At 63.6% G+C, this 14,266-nt stretch carries 15 protein-coding genes; 9 read left to right on the forward strand and 6 right to left on the reverse strand.

The features are described from left to right. Positions 1–14: 14 nt before the first annotated feature. A complete protein-coding gene (locus AC1MLZ_RS17315) occupies positions 15–452 on the reverse strand; it encodes a DUF1330 domain-containing protein (protein WP_480959562.1) in 438 nt (145 codons plus the stop codon). A gap of 97 nt (positions 453–549) precedes the next feature. Between AC1MLZ_RS17315 and AC1MLZ_RS17320 the strand changes: the two genes are divergently transcribed. Next, positions 550–1,524, forward strand: coding sequence for a LysR family transcriptional regulator (locus AC1MLZ_RS17320; RefSeq protein WP_480959563.1), 975 nt, complete (start codon positions 550–552; stop codon positions 1,522–1,524). Positions 1,525–1,805: 281 nt separating this feature from the next. Here the strand turns inward: AC1MLZ_RS17320 and AC1MLZ_RS17325 are convergent, their stop codons facing one another. Further along, positions 1,806–2,648, reverse strand: coding sequence for an enoyl-CoA hydratase/isomerase family protein (locus AC1MLZ_RS17325; protein ID WP_480959564.1), 843 nt, complete (start codon positions 2,646–2,648; stop codon positions 1,806–1,808). Positions 2,649–2,752: 104 nt separating this feature from the next. On the opposite strand from AC1MLZ_RS17325, the gene AC1MLZ_RS17330 reads away from it, so the two are divergent. Beyond that, on the forward strand, positions 2,753–3,139 hold the full coding sequence (locus tag AC1MLZ_RS17330) for a winged helix-turn-helix transcriptional regulator (protein WP_480959565.1): 387 nt from the start codon (positions 2,753–2,755) through the stop codon (positions 3,137–3,139). Positions 3,140–3,564: 425 nt separating this feature from the next. Here AC1MLZ_RS17330 and AC1MLZ_RS17335 read toward each other — a convergent pair whose 3' ends face one another. Beyond that, on the reverse strand, positions 3,565–4,059 hold the full coding sequence (locus AC1MLZ_RS17335) for a nuclear transport factor 2 family protein (RefSeq protein ID WP_480959566.1): 495 nt from the start codon (positions 4,057–4,059) through the stop codon (positions 3,565–3,567). Between the two features lie 380 nt (positions 4,060–4,439). Here AC1MLZ_RS17335 and AC1MLZ_RS17340 point away from each other — a divergent pair, with 380 nt between their 5' ends. The 4 genes from AC1MLZ_RS17340 (at position 4,440) to AC1MLZ_RS17355 (ending at position 7,872) form a co-directional block, all read left to right on the forward strand. Next, the gene (locus AC1MLZ_RS17340) at positions 4,440–5,342 is read left to right on the forward strand and encodes a LysR substrate-binding domain-containing protein (RefSeq protein WP_480959567.1); all 903 of its coding nucleotides are present in this window, start codon (positions 4,440–4,442) and stop codon (positions 5,340–5,342) included. A 683-nt stretch (positions 5,343–6,025) separates the two neighbouring features. Further along, a complete protein-coding gene (locus AC1MLZ_RS17345; RefSeq protein ID WP_480959568.1) occupies positions 6,026–6,205 on the forward strand; it encodes a hypothetical protein in 180 nt (59 codons plus the stop codon). A 39-nt stretch (positions 6,206–6,244) separates the two neighbouring features. Next, a complete protein-coding gene (locus AC1MLZ_RS17350) occupies positions 6,245–7,132 on the forward strand; it encodes a MipA/OmpV family protein (protein ID WP_480959569.1) in 888 nt (295 codons plus the stop codon). A gap of 521 nt (positions 7,133–7,653) precedes the next feature. Beyond that, the gene (locus AC1MLZ_RS17355; protein WP_480959570.1) at positions 7,654–7,872 is read left to right on the forward strand and encodes a hypothetical protein; all 219 of its coding nucleotides are present in this window, start codon (positions 7,654–7,656) and stop codon (positions 7,870–7,872) included. 62 nt (positions 7,873–7,934) lie between these two features. Here AC1MLZ_RS17355 and AC1MLZ_RS17360 read toward each other — a convergent pair whose 3' ends face one another. The 3 genes from AC1MLZ_RS17360 to AC1MLZ_RS17370 form a co-directional block, all read right to left on the reverse strand. Next, a complete protein-coding gene (locus AC1MLZ_RS17360; protein WP_480959571.1) occupies positions 7,935–8,774 on the reverse strand; it encodes an SDR family oxidoreductase in 840 nt (279 codons plus the stop codon). 187 nt (positions 8,775–8,961) lie between these two features. Beyond that, a complete protein-coding gene (locus AC1MLZ_RS17365) occupies positions 8,962–9,867 on the reverse strand; it encodes a LysR family transcriptional regulator (RefSeq protein ID WP_480959572.1) in 906 nt (301 codons plus the stop codon). Positions 9,868–9,941: 74 nt separating this feature from the next. Next, a complete protein-coding gene (locus AC1MLZ_RS17370) occupies positions 9,942–10,235 on the reverse strand; it encodes a hypothetical protein (protein WP_480959573.1) in 294 nt (97 codons plus the stop codon). A gap of 28 nt (positions 10,236–10,263) precedes the next feature. Here AC1MLZ_RS17370 and AC1MLZ_RS17375 point away from each other — a divergent pair, with 28 nt between their 5' ends. The 3 genes from AC1MLZ_RS17375 to AC1MLZ_RS17385 are packed head-to-tail and all read left to right on the forward strand — an operon-like array spanning position 10,264 to position 14,021. After that, positions 10,264–10,842, forward strand: a complete 579-nt coding sequence (locus AC1MLZ_RS17375) for a (2Fe-2S)-binding protein (RefSeq protein ID WP_480959574.1) — start codon at positions 10,264–10,266, stop codon at positions 10,840–10,842. A gap of 3 nt (positions 10,843–10,845) precedes the next feature. Continuing rightward, on the forward strand, positions 10,846–11,847 hold the full coding sequence (locus AC1MLZ_RS17380; RefSeq protein ID WP_480959575.1) for an FAD binding domain-containing protein: 1,002 nt from the start codon (positions 10,846–10,848) through the stop codon (positions 11,845–11,847). Then, on the forward strand, positions 11,847–14,021 hold the full coding sequence (locus tag AC1MLZ_RS17385) for a xanthine dehydrogenase family protein molybdopterin-binding subunit (RefSeq protein ID WP_480959576.1): 2,175 nt from the start codon (positions 11,847–11,849) through the stop codon (positions 14,019–14,021). Before AC1MLZ_RS17380 ends, AC1MLZ_RS17385 begins: the two co-directional genes overlap by 1 nt. The last annotated feature ends 245 nt before the right edge of the window (positions 14,022–14,266 follow it).

Below are 14,266 nucleotides of genomic sequence, written 5' to 3' on the forward strand. Positions count from 1 at the left end.
ACGAATTTCGAGGTTCACTGGCCGCTCGCATCGCGGTTCGGCAGCGGCACCGGGGTCGTGGCGAGAAGCCGCAGGTCGGCGAGTGCGGCGTGCCGGTGAGGGGCGGCATTCTCCTGGTAGGCCGCGCTCTCTACGATGGCCCGGAACGCCGCGAAGTTGGGATAGCGCACCAGCGCCACGTCGTCCCACGCCTCGTCCGCAGGGCTTGCGAACGCGGCATGGACCTTGCCGAGCCATTGCGCCCCGATGTCCTGGCCATGCGTCAATTCGGCAAAGGCGGGAACGTAGCGGCCAAAATATGCCTCGCGTCCGGTGCAGCGCGGCTGCTCATCGCCTTCGCCATAGTCCGCCGTCTCGCGATAGCGCAGCAGGTTGACTACGATCATAGGCTGGCCGGCAAGAGCGCGCTCCGCCTCGTTGAAGGTGGCCTCGTTGATTTCCGTGGTTGGCATTGCCTACTCCTGTCATCCGGTCTTCGTTGCTTCGACGGAGATACGCAGGATCTATTCGCTCTTGTAGCCGTAGCCGAGGCAGGACTAAGTTGCCTCTGTGTCCACACCAGCCGGTTTTCAGAGGCTCATCAACCTCCTCCATTTCGCCCGTGTCGCAGATGCCGGATCGTTCGCGGAGGCAGCGCGCCGCGCAGGCACCACGACGTCTGCCCTCTCCAAGTCGGTGTCCCGCTTCGAACAGGCGCACGGCGTCCGGCTGCTCCACCGTACCACGCACGCGATCTCGCTGACTTCGGAGGGTGAGCGCCTGCTGGAAGGGGCCAGGGATCTACTGCGGGAGGCGGAGAGGCTGGAGACGGCGCTCGACCATGCCGCCGCGAGCAGCTCTGGCGGGAGAGTGCGGTTGAGCGCGCCCGCACCCCTAATCCGGGCACGACTGGCTGCTCAGGTGCCAGCGCTGCTGCTCGCCAACCCTGACATCGAGCTGGAGCTGAAGATCGACGATGGTACGCTCGATCTAGCTGCCGAGGGGATCGACGTCGCCATCCGCTACGGGCCATTGTCCGGACAACCCGGCCTCGTCGCGGCACCGCTCGGCAGCTTCCCGTGGATACTGTGCGCGACGCGACGCTACGTAGAGCTGGTGGGAGCGCCGCAATCGCCTGCGGATCTCGTGAACCACAAACAGATTGGCTTTCGCGAGCCCGGAGCCGGACGGCTGATGGCCTGGCAGTTTACGGACCCTGCCGACGGCTCGCTGGTCCGCCATCTGCCGCGGCCCAGGCTCGTGGTGGAGGACGTCGGGGCAATCTGGTCGCTCATGCGGCTGGGAGTTGGACTGGCATGGCTTCCGGCTTGGGTAGGGCTGAAGGATCTGCGCGAGGGACGCGTCGTCGAGCTGCTGCGCGATTGGCGGGTGGCGGAGACCACGATTCATGCGGTGCGGCTTGAACGCCGCCAGACGCCGCGGCGTATCCGCTCGCTCCTCGATGGCCTGCAGACGGCTGCAAGCCAATGGTCATACAGGGACAGTGAGGCGTTTCGCGAGGCGGGACGGAGACATGATGATTGACGTGAAAGTCGCCCACAGTCCGCAGGGCGCGTCTCGATCCTGCCACGGATGTCATCCGCACTCGCTACGGCCCCCGATTTGATGGCGCGCAGCGTTCCGAGATGATTGCGATCAGTTGTGGTCACTCGGTCGACATGGATCGGGTGTCAATTTCGTGAGCTAGGGTCAATCGCCGATGGACGCTTTGGTACGCTGCAGGCTGTCCCCTTCGAGTTCGACGCGGTGGGCATTGTGAAGGAGGGGCAACCGAGCGGCACGAAGGCACCGCTCGGGCACTTGGCTCAGGTGGAGCGTGCGAGCACGCCGCGTAGCAAGCTTTCAAGGTCGCGTTCGCCGTCACGCGTCTGCGCACCCGCCTTCAACTGGTCCGTCATGAGCTGACCGACCGCCGGCCTGAATACAAGGCTCATCCAGCCTTCGCTTTCGCGCTCGAAGCCGTCGCCGGGAACGATATGCGGCACGGCCCGCTTTGCCGCGGCGATGACGCCGTCCGGCAACGCCGCTATGTTTTCGGCGATACGGGCGACGAAACCGTCTAGTTCATCAGCAGGAAGCGCACGATTGATCCAGCCATATCGTTCGGCCGTCCTGGCATCGAAGAGGTCGGCGCCTAGAATAGCCTCAAGTGCCCGGCCGCGGGTCATGCGCTGGCTCAGATACTGGGTGGCGCCACCGCCGGGTATGATGCCCATCAGCGCCTCGCATTGCGCCAGTCCGGCACGACCTTCCGCGCCGAATGCCATATCGGCAGCGGCGACGAACTCCGCACCGCCGCCGCGCGCGAGACCGGCCAGCTTGACGATTGTCACCTGCGGCTGTGCACGCAGCGCCTCTGCGAATGCCTGAAACGGGTTGAGGCCTGTGGGAGCGTCGCGCTGCAACGCCTGCAAGGCTTCGGGCTGCTCCCCCAGCGTCATGTCGACATGGGCGAGGAAGAAGTCGGGATCGGCGCTTTGAAAAACGATCACGCGTATTCCTGGATCGTTGTGGATCGAGGCAAGAAAGCGACTCACCTCGCCCATCAGCGCTACATCGAGAACGTTGATCGGCGGATTGTCGATGGTGACGGTGGCCACCCGGTTCTCCCGGGTGATCCGCAGTTTGGTGAAGGTCGGTTCAGTCATGAGAGTCCTTGCGGGCATTTGGCCGAAGGCGATTTGCCCCGTGCCTCGCCACAAGGTATTCATCCCATACCTGACATCAATTACGCACACAGAGCATCCTAGGTATGGTGAACGATACTGCATTTCCCGATGACTATTTCGTCTTCCGCTCCGATTGCCCGAGCAGGCCCATCCTCGACCAGATCGCCGACAAATGGTCGATGATGGTGCTGGCGGTTCTGCTTCGCGAGCCGCAGCGGTTCAACGCCATCAAGCGTCGGCTCGAGGGTGTGACGCAGCGTGTCCTAACCCACACGCTGCGCAAGCTCGAACGCAACGGTATGGTATCCCGCACCGTGATCAATGGCCGCGTGCTGGGCGTTGAATATGCACTAACGCCGCTCGGTCGTTCTCTGCACGAGCCGTTCACCGCCTTGTTCACGTGGACTAACCACCGCATGGCTGAGATACAGCAGCATCAACAGAGCTACGACGCCCGCGTCGAAGGCTGACTTCGTTCCCGAAACGATGGTGTTTTAGGAATGCCAATCAGAAGCCCGAAACTTCTAAAGTCTACAGTGCTCTCGCATGGTGGAGACCAGGAGCGCAGGTGGTTTAACGCTTCTAGGCCAGATGTCGTTCGAGCAAGCTTTCAGCAGCGTCGATGACAGACTGTGCCGCTGACCGCGTTTTCCATTGGCGCGGTTCTACGTGGCCGTCGTACAAGGGATGGCGGTGCAGGCAATTGATGGTGCAAATACTGCCGAACTCGAGGCCATGGCTGAGGCCGCGCTCGCGGCGTGGCCTTCACCGCGATGAGACAGCGTGGCACCGCCGCGACGACCGGGCGCAATGCGTCTTCGGGCGATCGATCCGCAGCCGCGAATGATGGAGTGTGGGCGGTAGCGACCCACCTTCTACCTAAGTTATGGAGTAATCAGCGACGTGCGGCCGGGCGAACGTTGCGCAGCACGGCGTCGTAAGCGGGCAGGTCCAGGAAAGCCTTGGCAGTCACGACCTTGCCGTTACGCATGGTAAAGAACCAGGCGTAGGTGTTGCGGTACGGCTTCCCATTCTTGGTTTGGGCCACGCCGTCAAAGACGGTAATCACCTCGTCGCCATCTGCGTACATCGAGCGCACCGTCGGCTTTAGCGGCACCGAGATGCGCGCACCGAACGGAACGAAGGCCTTCTCGAGTAACTCAGCCTTGCTCCGGTAGGTTTTCGCACTAGGTCCGCTACCCTGGATGGTCCAGACCACATCGTCAGCGAGGATGTCGAAGAAGCCGGTACCACCCGCAGCCCAAGCGTCAAACGCGCGCCGAACCGTTTCCTTGTTGCTGTCTTGCGTTGTCTGGGTGGCGGTCTGCGCCGCTGCGGCACCGGGCAGTGCCACAGCCATCAGGACTGCGGCGAGAAGGGTTCTTGTCATCTCTGGTCTCCTCTTTCAGTGCTCGATCGCCACAGAGCTTCCTGTCGCTCGGCGCCGTTCGTCGCCGCAACCATGTTCGGTCGCGATCGATCAAGCGCGTCGGACCGGACAAGAGACTTGGCGGCAGCATTCACGGCGATCATGATTGCCGTCGCGGCGTACATAGAATCGCCCGCCGATGCTCTCATCCCTCGGCCGAGCTCGGCGGGCGTCACCACCACGCTCTCACCGGACGCCCATCCGCCGTCATCCTGATGTCGATGCAAGATACTGCCTCGTTCCATGGTCCTCGCTTTCCAGCGTTGGCAGGAAAGATAGCCGGGCATAGACGGAAGGACTATTGCTTCAATCATGTATGCCTTGGTAAGTGAGGCTGGACAATGAAGGTCGATCTCAATGCCCTCGCCACTGTAGCGGTCGTGGCCCGCGCTCGCAGCTTCCGTGCCGCAGCCGATCAGCTCGGTGTCACCCGATCGGCGGTAAGCCAGGCGGTTCGCAAGGTTGAGGATGCACTTGGAACGGCGGTGCTGCGCCGGACGACGCGCAGCGTCGCGCTGACCGAAGCGGGCGAGGTGCTTCTGGCGCAGGTCGCGCCGGCGCTCGCCGAGATCGATGCGGCCACCCAGATCGCTGCCGCGCGACAGGGAAAACCAACCGGCCTCTTGCGCCTGGCCGTGTCCTCCATTGCCGAGAGCTTCCTGTCAGGCGACATGCTGGCGTCGTTCCTGAGCTCCTACCCGGGCATCCGGCTTGACGTTCTGGTGACCGATGCGGAGTTTGATATCGTCGCAGCCGGGTTCGATGCCGGCGTGCGCTTGGGCGAGGTGATCGAGCGCGACATGATCGCGGTACCAGTGAGCAGGGAGCAGCATCAAATCGTCGTTGCCGCTCCGGCTTATCTGGCGACGGCGGGAACGCCGCTCCACCCGCGCGAACTGACGCAGCATCGTTGCATCGGCTGGCGATCCGCGATCGACGTGGCGCCATACCGCTGGGAGTTCACCGAGAAGGGCCGCGACTTCGCCGTCACCGTGCAACCGGAAATGACCAGCAACGAAATGGCTCTGATGGTCAGAATGGCTCGCGCCGGTGCCGGCCTGACTATCGGCATGGCCGAAACCTTCGCGCCCCTGATACAGACCGGTGAGCTACGCGCAGTCCTCGAACCCTATTGTCCGCCTCTGCCTGGCTTCTTCCTGTTCTATCCCAGCCGGCGTCATCTGCCGATGAAGCTGCGCGCGCTCGTAAATCATGTACGTGATCAGCGTAACGAACGCACCTGACCACCGCTCGAAGGCGCTCGATATGGCCGCCGACAAGACGGACGCGAATGATGCAGATCGCCTTGCGCACCTGCCGAGGTAGGTTTTTTCCGGAAAGTAGACGGCCTGTTCCCAATACGTTTTCCAAAATGCGCAGCTGGCGACGGGCTAATGCAGCCTAACTTGGTTTCTATGGGATCGGCAACAGTTCATCAAAATGCTGATATCCTGCAGAAATGGGCAAGTTATATGAAGGATCGGACGTTCTAAGGTTCCCTGACAACGCCTAATCCCGGAAGCATGCGAGTTAGTCCAAGGCTCTGGCGATGGATCGTTTCTTTTCATGTGCGAACCTGCCTCCTGCCGCTTCGAACTTTGTTGAGACAATGCGCTTCGATGGCGTGTCACTGCCCGAGGCCTGCGGGGCGCGAACTGGCGGTCAATCGATGCGCTTTCGCCGACCTGCTCCGCACATTAGTATGTCGTGGACGAGCATCGCCATTGAGAATGAGGGGGCTCTGATAATCGGCCCTGCTAAAGGCGCGTGCGTTGTATAGAAGCTGCGGAACGCTGCATTCGCAAAGATCGATTTATTATTAAGAAGTTAGGGTATTTTAATCAGCTTCAGGATGTAAAAAATTCTTCCATCACGGAATCTATTCAAAATTACATTCAGCGATGATCAGTATTCGGTTCACCAGCCGATGGCGATCGCGGTGATCGGCGGCCTGCTGACCTCCACCGCGCTCAGCCTGCTCGTGGTGCCGGTGCTACTCACCTACGTCGACGGGTTCGAGCATCGGCTGCGCCGCCGGTTCGCCGGCTGGGGGCGGCCCCGCGATCCCGCGCCGGACGACCCGAGACGCCCTGCCGTCACCGCGTGAACGACTCCAACTATCCCCAACGAAGAACGGACTTGTTCCATGACCATCACCCATCCGACACGTAGCGCCCTGTTCCTTGCCGCCGCCATCCTGTCGGCAACGGGCGCGGCTGCCCAGGACCGCATTCCGGCCGAACCCGATCCCACCCGGCTGGCCAATGCGCCGGCCGCTATCGCGCCACAGGACGACTGGCAGTTCCGGGTGGGCCTCGGCCTGATCTACAGCCCCGCCTTTGTGGGTTCGGACCATTATCAGCTGCAGGGCGGACCAGATATCGAAGTGCGCTACAAGGACCGCTTCTTCCTGTCGTTGCGCGACGGGGCAGGGTTCGACCTCATCAAGACCGACAGCTTTCGTGCCGGACCGGTCGTCAAGTTCCAGCAACGCCGCCGCGAGAACGGCAATGGCGGGATCTTCACGATCGCGGGGGGCCGCACCGACGATCTGCTGGGGCTGGGCAATGTCCCGTCCACGGCCGAAGCGGGCGGCTATGTCCAGTATCAGTCGGGTAAATTCTCCGCAAAGATCGAGGTTCGCCAGGGCATCGGCGGGCATGACGGCCTGATCGCCGACTTGGGCGCGCGCTATTCGACCGGCCTGATGGGCCTGAAGTTGGGCGAGCGAGCGGTGATCGTTTCGGTAGGGCCGCGCGCCACCATCGTCGACGATACCTACAACCAGGCGTATTTCGGCGTGGATGCGCTCCAGTCGACACGCTCCGGTCTGGCGCAGTTCAACGCTGGCGGCGGCCTGCTGTCCTTTGGTGCCGGCGGCGCCGTGCTGGTGCCCGTTTCAGACAATCTGAGTGCTGCATTGCTCGGCGGGTACGACCGGTTGTCCGGCGACGCGGCCAGGTCGCCCCTGGTCCGCGAACGGGGATCGCGCAATCAGGCGACGGCCGGGCTCGGACTGACATACCGGTTCTGAATGTGACCGACGCATAGTATCTACCGGCTGCGTTGCCTTATGGGGTTGATGGGGACCGCAGCGAACGTTCGACATCGCTGTGGTTCTCGGGATCCTGCTGCCGTCGCCTGATCTGAACGCGCGGTATCAGGTGCCTGCCGAAACCAAGTGGATCGCTTACAATGAAGGATGATACCGAGTGGCCGCGCGTCGGCTGTGGCGTGGCCATGATGCAGGACGACCGGTTCCTGCTGGTGCCAAGACGGCGTGCCCCCAAAGCAGGATGCGTTGGGACTACCGGGTGGCGAGGTAGATCCCTCTAGCCGACGCGGCCGCCCGCGAGATACGCAAGGAACTCGGTATTATCATCAGGGTGAGCAAGATGCTTTGTCTCGTCGATCAATCGATTCTGCGATAAAGCGGCAGTCAAGTTGCAAGCGTAGATTGGATCTTGCCCAACACGGGCCCCGTCGCGGCGGTCCCGGGCTTTCCGATCGCCATTCGCCAAAGCAAGCCGCCATCACGGCTTCTGCAAAGTTGAGGTGATCTATGCGCGAGGCCTTCGGCGGAGCGTCGAAGCCGTCGAGTACGGCACACACGAATGGATCGACTGGTTCGATCGCCTTCGATTGCTGGAACGCATCGGCGACATCCAACCGGCGCCGGTCGAAGATCAATATGCTGCCCCAAGCGATATCGACATCGCAGCGTGCCTTACCACCAATGGCCTCCGGCAAACCGGGGGCGGTGCAGCATGTTGATCGTTCGGATCGTATTTGCGCTACCGCCCGCAAGCCTGCACAGCGCAGGGCGGCGTTGCTTCTTAGCCGATGCCGCCATTGGCGAAGATGTTCTGACCGTCGATCCACCCGCCGTCCTTCGAACATAGGAAGGCGATGACGTTGGCGATGTCCTCCGGCTGGCCCAGGCGGCGAAGCGGCGTCGATTCAGGGATGCCGCGGAGCGCTTCCTCACCGTGCTGGCGGAGGAGCTGCGTGTCGACGGCCCCGGGAGCTATTGCGTTGACCGAGATGTTGCGACCGGCAAGTTCCTTCGCAAGGGTGCTGGAAAAGATCTCCTGCGCCATCTTTGTGGCGGAGTAGACAGCGCATGCGGCGGGCTTCTGGATGATGATGCTGGAACTGAGACTGATGATCCGGCCGCCGTCGCGCGTGCGCCGCGCGGCCTCGCGCAACACGTTGAAGCTGCCCTTCACGTTGGTGGCGATCATCCGGTCGAACGCGGCGTCGGTCATCTGCGCGAACGGGGCGACATTCATGATCCCGGCATTGTTGACCACGACGTCAACACCACCGAACGCCTTGTCGTTGGCGTCGAACAAGGCGGCAACCCGGGCTGGGTCGGCGACGTCGGCCTGCAGCAAGATGGCCTTGCCACCCGCCGCGACGATATCGCGCACCACCTTTTCGGCCATCTCGCGGTTGGTAAGGTAGTTGACGGTAACGGAATATCCGTCGCGAGCAAGTCGCCGGGCCGTGGCGGCGCCGATTCCCCGCGAAGAGCCGGTGACGACGGCGGCACGACCGACGCCAGGAAGTGGCCCGGAACTGGCCTTTGAGGTTTGTGCCGAGGCCATGCCGGCGATGGTCACGGGGGCAACAGCGACAGCGGCCAAGAGCGCCCGGCGCGAGGTATCCGACATAGAAATTCTCCTTCCCGCCTCAACTAAGTTGCGCCGGGAGTTTCGGCGTGCCCAATCTTCGATAAGACTTGCCCAATTCTACAGAGTTGCGAGCAGGGACGGGCCTTGTCGGTACGGCTATTGCGCGGGTGTGAAGGCAGATCGTGAATGGGCGGCCTCCGGTCGGGCATCTTGCACCGCCGGCCTGTTACAACCGGCCCTCATGCTGCAATCGCTGAAACAGGGTCACCAGCCAGTCGGCGAACACGCGCGCTCTGGGTGATACGCTGCGGCTGCCTGGATGCAGGAGAACCACGGGCATTCGCGGCGGCGGATTGCGTGGAAGGAGTGACACAAGCTCGCCCGCATCGAGGTGACTTTGGATGCGATAGCGCGGCACCTGGATGAGCCCCATGCCGGCCACGCCCGCCGCAGTGTATATCTCTGCGCCGCGCACCACGATATCGAAGGACATCATGACTTCCCGGGTCGCGCCATCGGCTGTGAAGTCCAGCGCGTAGGGCTGGCCGGATGCGGACGCCGCATAGGCTACCATGCGATGCCGCGACAGATCTTCGATCGTCTCCGGCATGCCATGGCGGTCGATATAGGCGGGGCTTGCGAGGGTCAGCTGTTCCGACACGGCGACCTGCCGGCCGACCAGCGACGAATCCGGCAGCACGCCGGCGCGCAGCACGCAATCGATCCCCTCCTCGACAAGGTCGATCATCCGATCCGTCTCGCTTAGCCGCAGTTCGATATTCGGGTACTGCTGGATGAAATCCGGAAGCGCCGGGAGCACGAAGAAGCGCGCCAGCGTTCCCTGCATGTCGACGCACAGCGGCCCGCGCGACCCGCCGGCGCGGAAGCCGCTCTCCACCTCGTCGAGATCGGCCAGGAGCTGCACGCAACGACTATGGTAGACGGCGCCGTCGTCGGTGGGGCGAACGGTGCGGGTCGTACGTTCCAGCAATCGCGTGCCAAGCCGCGCCTCAAGCTGCTGGATGGCACGGGTCACGGTCGCGCGGGGAAGCTGCAGATCGCGCGCGGCGCTGGAGAAATTGCCGCGTTCCACGATCCTGACGAACAGCCGCATGGTGTCGAAACGATCCATGGCGCCTCAGATGCAGTGTTCGAAGCGGCGGTTCAACGGGTTATTGTTGTCGCATCTGGAATGGTGATGTTGGATCAGGCGATGTTCTCCTCGCCCTGTTCCGGGCTTATTGTTGCCTGGTACAAATCACGCGAGGCAAGCAATGCTTTTGACGACGATGGTGTCCCCCCGATGCCGATCCTTGCGCCCCCAGACGCGACGTTCCGGTCGATCCGCCAGGGCAGGGCAGGCTGCGGTCGTGCACTGCACGCGCTCGGTCGATGATCGGTGCCTTCAACGCATCGCACGCTCGACACATTCCACCTGCGCATCAGAAGAAGTGAGAGGCTCGTGACGGATCGGTTGAACGGCGCATCCATCAGGATCACGCGGCGCGAGACGCTGCACGGCGGTGCCGTGGCGTCGCTCGCGCTCGCCGCACCGTCCGCAACCACCGCCGCGCAGCTTCCCGCGCCCAACCGCCTGCTCGCGGCCAACCCCCTGCCCGAGGCCGGACGCGGATCTGGGCTGCCGCTCGCCACCACCATCAATGGCGAGCCGGTTTCGATCGAAATCGACGCCCGCTCGTCGTTGTTGGACGTCTTACGCGAAAGGCTGGGCCTTACCGGTGCCAAGAAAGGCTGCGACCATGGGCAGTGCGGCGCCTGCACCGTGCACCTTGACGGTCGGCGTGTCGCCTCATGCCTGACACTCGCTGCCAAGGTGAATGGGCGCGAGGTCGTGACGATCGAGGGCATCGCCGATGGTGAGAGGCTGCATCCGATGCAGCAGGCGTTCATCGATCACGATGCGCTGCAGTGCGGCTATTGCACGCCCGGACAGATCATGGCCGCCATTGCGTGCGTAAAGGAAGGTCACGCCTCCTCGCGCGAAGAGATCCGCGAATATATGAGCGGCAACATCTGCCGCTGCGGCGCCTATGTCGGTATCGTCGCGGCGATCGAGCAAGCTTCCACCAAGATACGGAGGGCATGAGCGGTGCAGCAATTTACCTATACCGGCGCTCGAACCGCTGCGGAAGCTGTCACCGCCTTCGGACAGGCCGGCCCGGAAGCGCGCTATATTGCCGGCGGCACGACGCTCTACGATCTGATGAAGCTGGGCGTGGAGCGGCCGCTCCATCTCATCGACATCGCCGGCCTCGACGAAACCCGGCACGTCGACACGGCGGGTGAACGCCTGTTCTTCGGGGCCGGCGCATTGATGGCCGATGTGGCGGAAAACCCTATCGTTCGTCGCGATTATCCCGTGCTCGCGGAAAGTCTCTCGAAAGCCGCTTCGCAACAGCTTCGCAACATGGCGACCGTCGGCGGCAACCTGCTCCAGCGGACGCGCTGCCCGTATTTCCGCAACGGCGCCGGCGGCATCTATCCCTGCAACAAGCGCGAGCCCGGCTCGGGCTGCGCCGCGATTGGCGGCATCGATCGGGGACAGGCGGTGTTGGGCACGAGCACCGCGTGCACGGCGGTCTCGCCCGGCGACTGGCCTGTGGCGCTGACCGCGCTTGATGCGGTCGTCGAGCTGACGGGGCCGACGGGACCGCGCAGCATCCCGATTGCAGATTTCTACCTGCTGCCCGGATCGACCCCGCATCGCGAATTCGCGATCCTGCCGGGCGAAATCGTAACCGGCATAGCGGTGCCCAAGACGGCGGCCGGTCGCCGCTCGACCTACCACAAGATCCGCGACCGCGAGTCGTATGCCTTCGCCCTGACCTCGGCCGCCGTTGCGTTGACCATCGACGGGGGCCGGATCCGCAAGGCGCATGTCGCGCTCGGCGGGGTCGGCACACGACCATGGCGCGCGCGCCAGACCGAGGCGCTGCTCGAAGGCAGGCCGCCGACGCGGGAGGTGGCGCTCGTCGCCGCACATGCCGCCTTCGCCGATGCCCGGCCGGGCAAGCAGAACACCTTCAAGATCGAACTCGGTGCGAGAACGATCGCCGATGCCGTCGTAATTGCCGCGGAAAGAAAAAGCTGATGCCGATTGAACGCAATCCCGACCGTCCCCGCATCGACGCGCGCGAGAAAGTGCTGGGGAAGGCGCCGTTCGCCGCCGATCGACCCGTGGCAGGACTGCTCCATGCGATGACCGTCCCGGCGGCCATCGCGAAGGGCGACATCACCGCGATCGACGTCGAGCGCGCCGCGCGGGTGCCAGGCGTAGTTCGCGTTTTCACCTGGCGCGATTTCGCCGACATCCGCGAAACGCCCGCCACGCGCGGCGGCGGCGGTGACAAGCCCGGCTATCAGCCGATGAAGCGCCCTTCCGTACGCCATCGCGGAGAGCCGGTTGCGCTGGTCGTTGCCGAAACGCTGGAAGCGGCAATCGAGGGTGCCGAAGCGGTGGCAGTCAGCTATCGCCCATCTGCCTTCACCGCCTCACGCGAGCAGCCGGGTGCCGAACACGAGCCGGTCACGGTCGATCGCCAGGCGGGAGATGCGCCCGCAGCGTACGCCGCCGCGGCCAACAAGCTCGACGTCACCTATCTGCACCCGCAACAGCACCACAATCCGATCGAGATGATCTCGACCACTGCGGCGTTTGCAGACGGCAAGATCGTCGTCATGGAAGGCACGCAGAATTCAGCCGCCTTCAAATTCGGCATAGCCGGCATGCTCGGCCAGGATCCGCAGTCGCTTGAATCGAGCAGCCCGTATGTCGGCGGCGGGTTCGGCCAGAAGAACCAGTTGCAGCAGCAATCGGCGCTGGTCGTGCGCGCGGCGATGTTGCTCAAGCGGCCGGTCAAACTGGTCATGCCGCGCAGCCAGCTGTTTCACACCGCAACCTACCGCCCACTCAGCCGCCACCGCGTGCAGGTCGGCGCCAGCGCCGAAGGCAAGTTCGAGGCGGTGCTGTACGACATCGAGCAGCAGAATAGCCGCTTCGACCAGTTCGGTGCGGCGGCCGGTGAACATGTAAGCCGCATGTACGGCACGCCGAACTGGCGATCGACTCACCACCGCGTGCGCGTTGACGTCCAGGCGCCTGCGCATCAGCGCGCGCCGCAGGAGCATCCCTCCAGCTACGCCACCGAATGCGCGTATGACGAACTCGCCTACGCACTCGGCATCGACCCACTTGAACTGCGCCTGCGCAATGACACGCAGCACGACCCGATCACCGGCAAGCCGTTCACGTCGCGCAACCTCGCCGAATGTCTTCGCCGTGGCGCGGCCCGGTTCGGCTGGGATCGTCGCAAGCAACAGCCGGGTTCGATGCGCACGCGAGACGGCATGCTCGTCGGGTTCGGCGTCGGCGCGGGCGCCTACAAGGCGTCGATGTCACCTGCAGTCGCCAAGCTTCGCGTCAATGCTGACGGCAGCTCGCGGTTGGCGATCACGGGGCACGAATTTGGCCAGGGTATGCGCAGCGCCGTAGCGGCCGAACTGATCAACGTCCTGGACATCGATCCAAACCGGCTGGAAATCGCGCTGGGCGATACCAGCGTCGCACCCCAGCATATCACGGTCGGATCATGGGGTTGCGCCAGCTCCGCTCCCGCCGCTCGCGCCGCCGCCGAACTGCTGCGGTCGAAGCTGGTCGAACTGGTCGGCGCCGATCGAGCAAAAGGATCGGTTGCATCGGCGCTCGCGCGCGCCCGTCGACCGTTCCTTGAGGTCGAGGTTTCGCACGCCGGTCTCGAACAATCCGAAACGGCGTTCCAGCGGCTCAATTCCGGCATCCCGGCCCCGGTCGGGCCCGAATATGAGAAGTTCACGGCGTTCAGCTGGATCGCGCATTTTGCCGAAGTGCATGTCGAGCCGAGCACCTGCCGCGTGCGCGTACCGCGCGTGGTCAGCGTGTGCGATTGCGGTCGTGTGCTCAATCACCGCACCGCGCAGAACCAGGTTCGCGGCGGCGTCGTATGGGCATTCGGCGCCGCGCTGCGTGAAAGCGCCGAGATCGATCCGCGCTTTGGCCGCGTCCTCAACAACGACCTGGCAGATTACGTCGTGCCGGTGAACGCCGATATCGGCGAAATCGACGTCGAACTGCTCGACGTGCCGGATATCAATCTGAATATCTCGGGCGCGAAGGGCATTGGCGAAGTGGCCATGGTCGGTGCGACCGCGGCCATCGTCAACGCCGTCTATCACGCCACCGGCAAGCGGATCCGCCACCTGCCGATCCGGATCGAAGATCTTCTCTGAACAGGCGCTGGCGTGTGGCCGAAAGGTGCTTCGGTGACACGGCGCACGCGGTCGGCAGAAAGCCGGGGCGGGCTCGTTGAGGAGAGCCACGGACTGCGACAGGCAGGTTTCAGGCTGCCTATGGTATAGCTGCCGTGGCTAGCGACTCCAAGTTCCCGAAATGGTATTTCGGGAACTGCGTGTTGTGGACGGCAAGGGCGAATACAGCGCGCGCCCTTGACGAATCGCTAGCCATCTAGCATATT

The sequence above is a fragment of the Sphingomonas sp. PEI4 genome, from assembly GCF_056679955.1.

Excerpts from the sequence above, each read along its gene's own strand:
- AC1MLZ_RS17360 (WP_480959571.1), bottom strand. The coding sequence starts at position 8,774 with ATGTCGGATACCTCGCGCCGGGCGCTCTTGGCCGCTGTCGCTGTTGCC.
- AC1MLZ_RS17335 (WP_480959566.1), bottom strand. The coding sequence starts at position 4,059 with ATGACAAGAACCCTTCTCGCCGCAGTCCTGATGGCTGTGGCACTGCCC.
- AC1MLZ_RS17330 (WP_480959565.1), top strand. The coding sequence starts at position 2,753 with ATGGTGAACGATACTGCATTTCCCGATGACTATTTCGTCTTCCGCTCC.
- AC1MLZ_RS17340 (WP_480959567.1), top strand. The coding sequence starts at position 4,440 with ATGAAGGTCGATCTCAATGCCCTCGCCACTGTAGCGGTCGTGGCCCGC.
- AC1MLZ_RS17345 (WP_480959568.1), top strand. The coding sequence starts at position 6,026 with ATGGCGATCGCGGTGATCGGCGGCCTGCTGACCTCCACCGCGCTCAGC.
- AC1MLZ_RS17365 (WP_480959572.1), bottom strand. The coding sequence starts at position 9,867 with ATGGATCGTTTCGACACCATGCGGCTGTTCGTCAGGATCGTGGAACGC.
- AC1MLZ_RS17350 (WP_480959569.1), top strand. The coding sequence starts at position 6,245 with ATGACCATCACCCATCCGACACGTAGCGCCCTGTTCCTTGCCGCCGCC.
- AC1MLZ_RS17385 (WP_480959576.1), top strand. The coding sequence starts at position 11,847 with ATGCCGATTGAACGCAATCCCGACCGTCCCCGCATCGACGCGCGCGAG.
- AC1MLZ_RS17325 (WP_480959564.1), bottom strand. The coding sequence starts at position 2,648 with ATGACTGAACCGACCTTCACCAAACTGCGGATCACCCGGGAGAACCGG.
- AC1MLZ_RS17315 (WP_480959562.1), bottom strand. The coding sequence starts at position 452 with ATGCCAACCACGGAAATCAACGAGGCCACCTTCAACGAGGCGGAGCGC.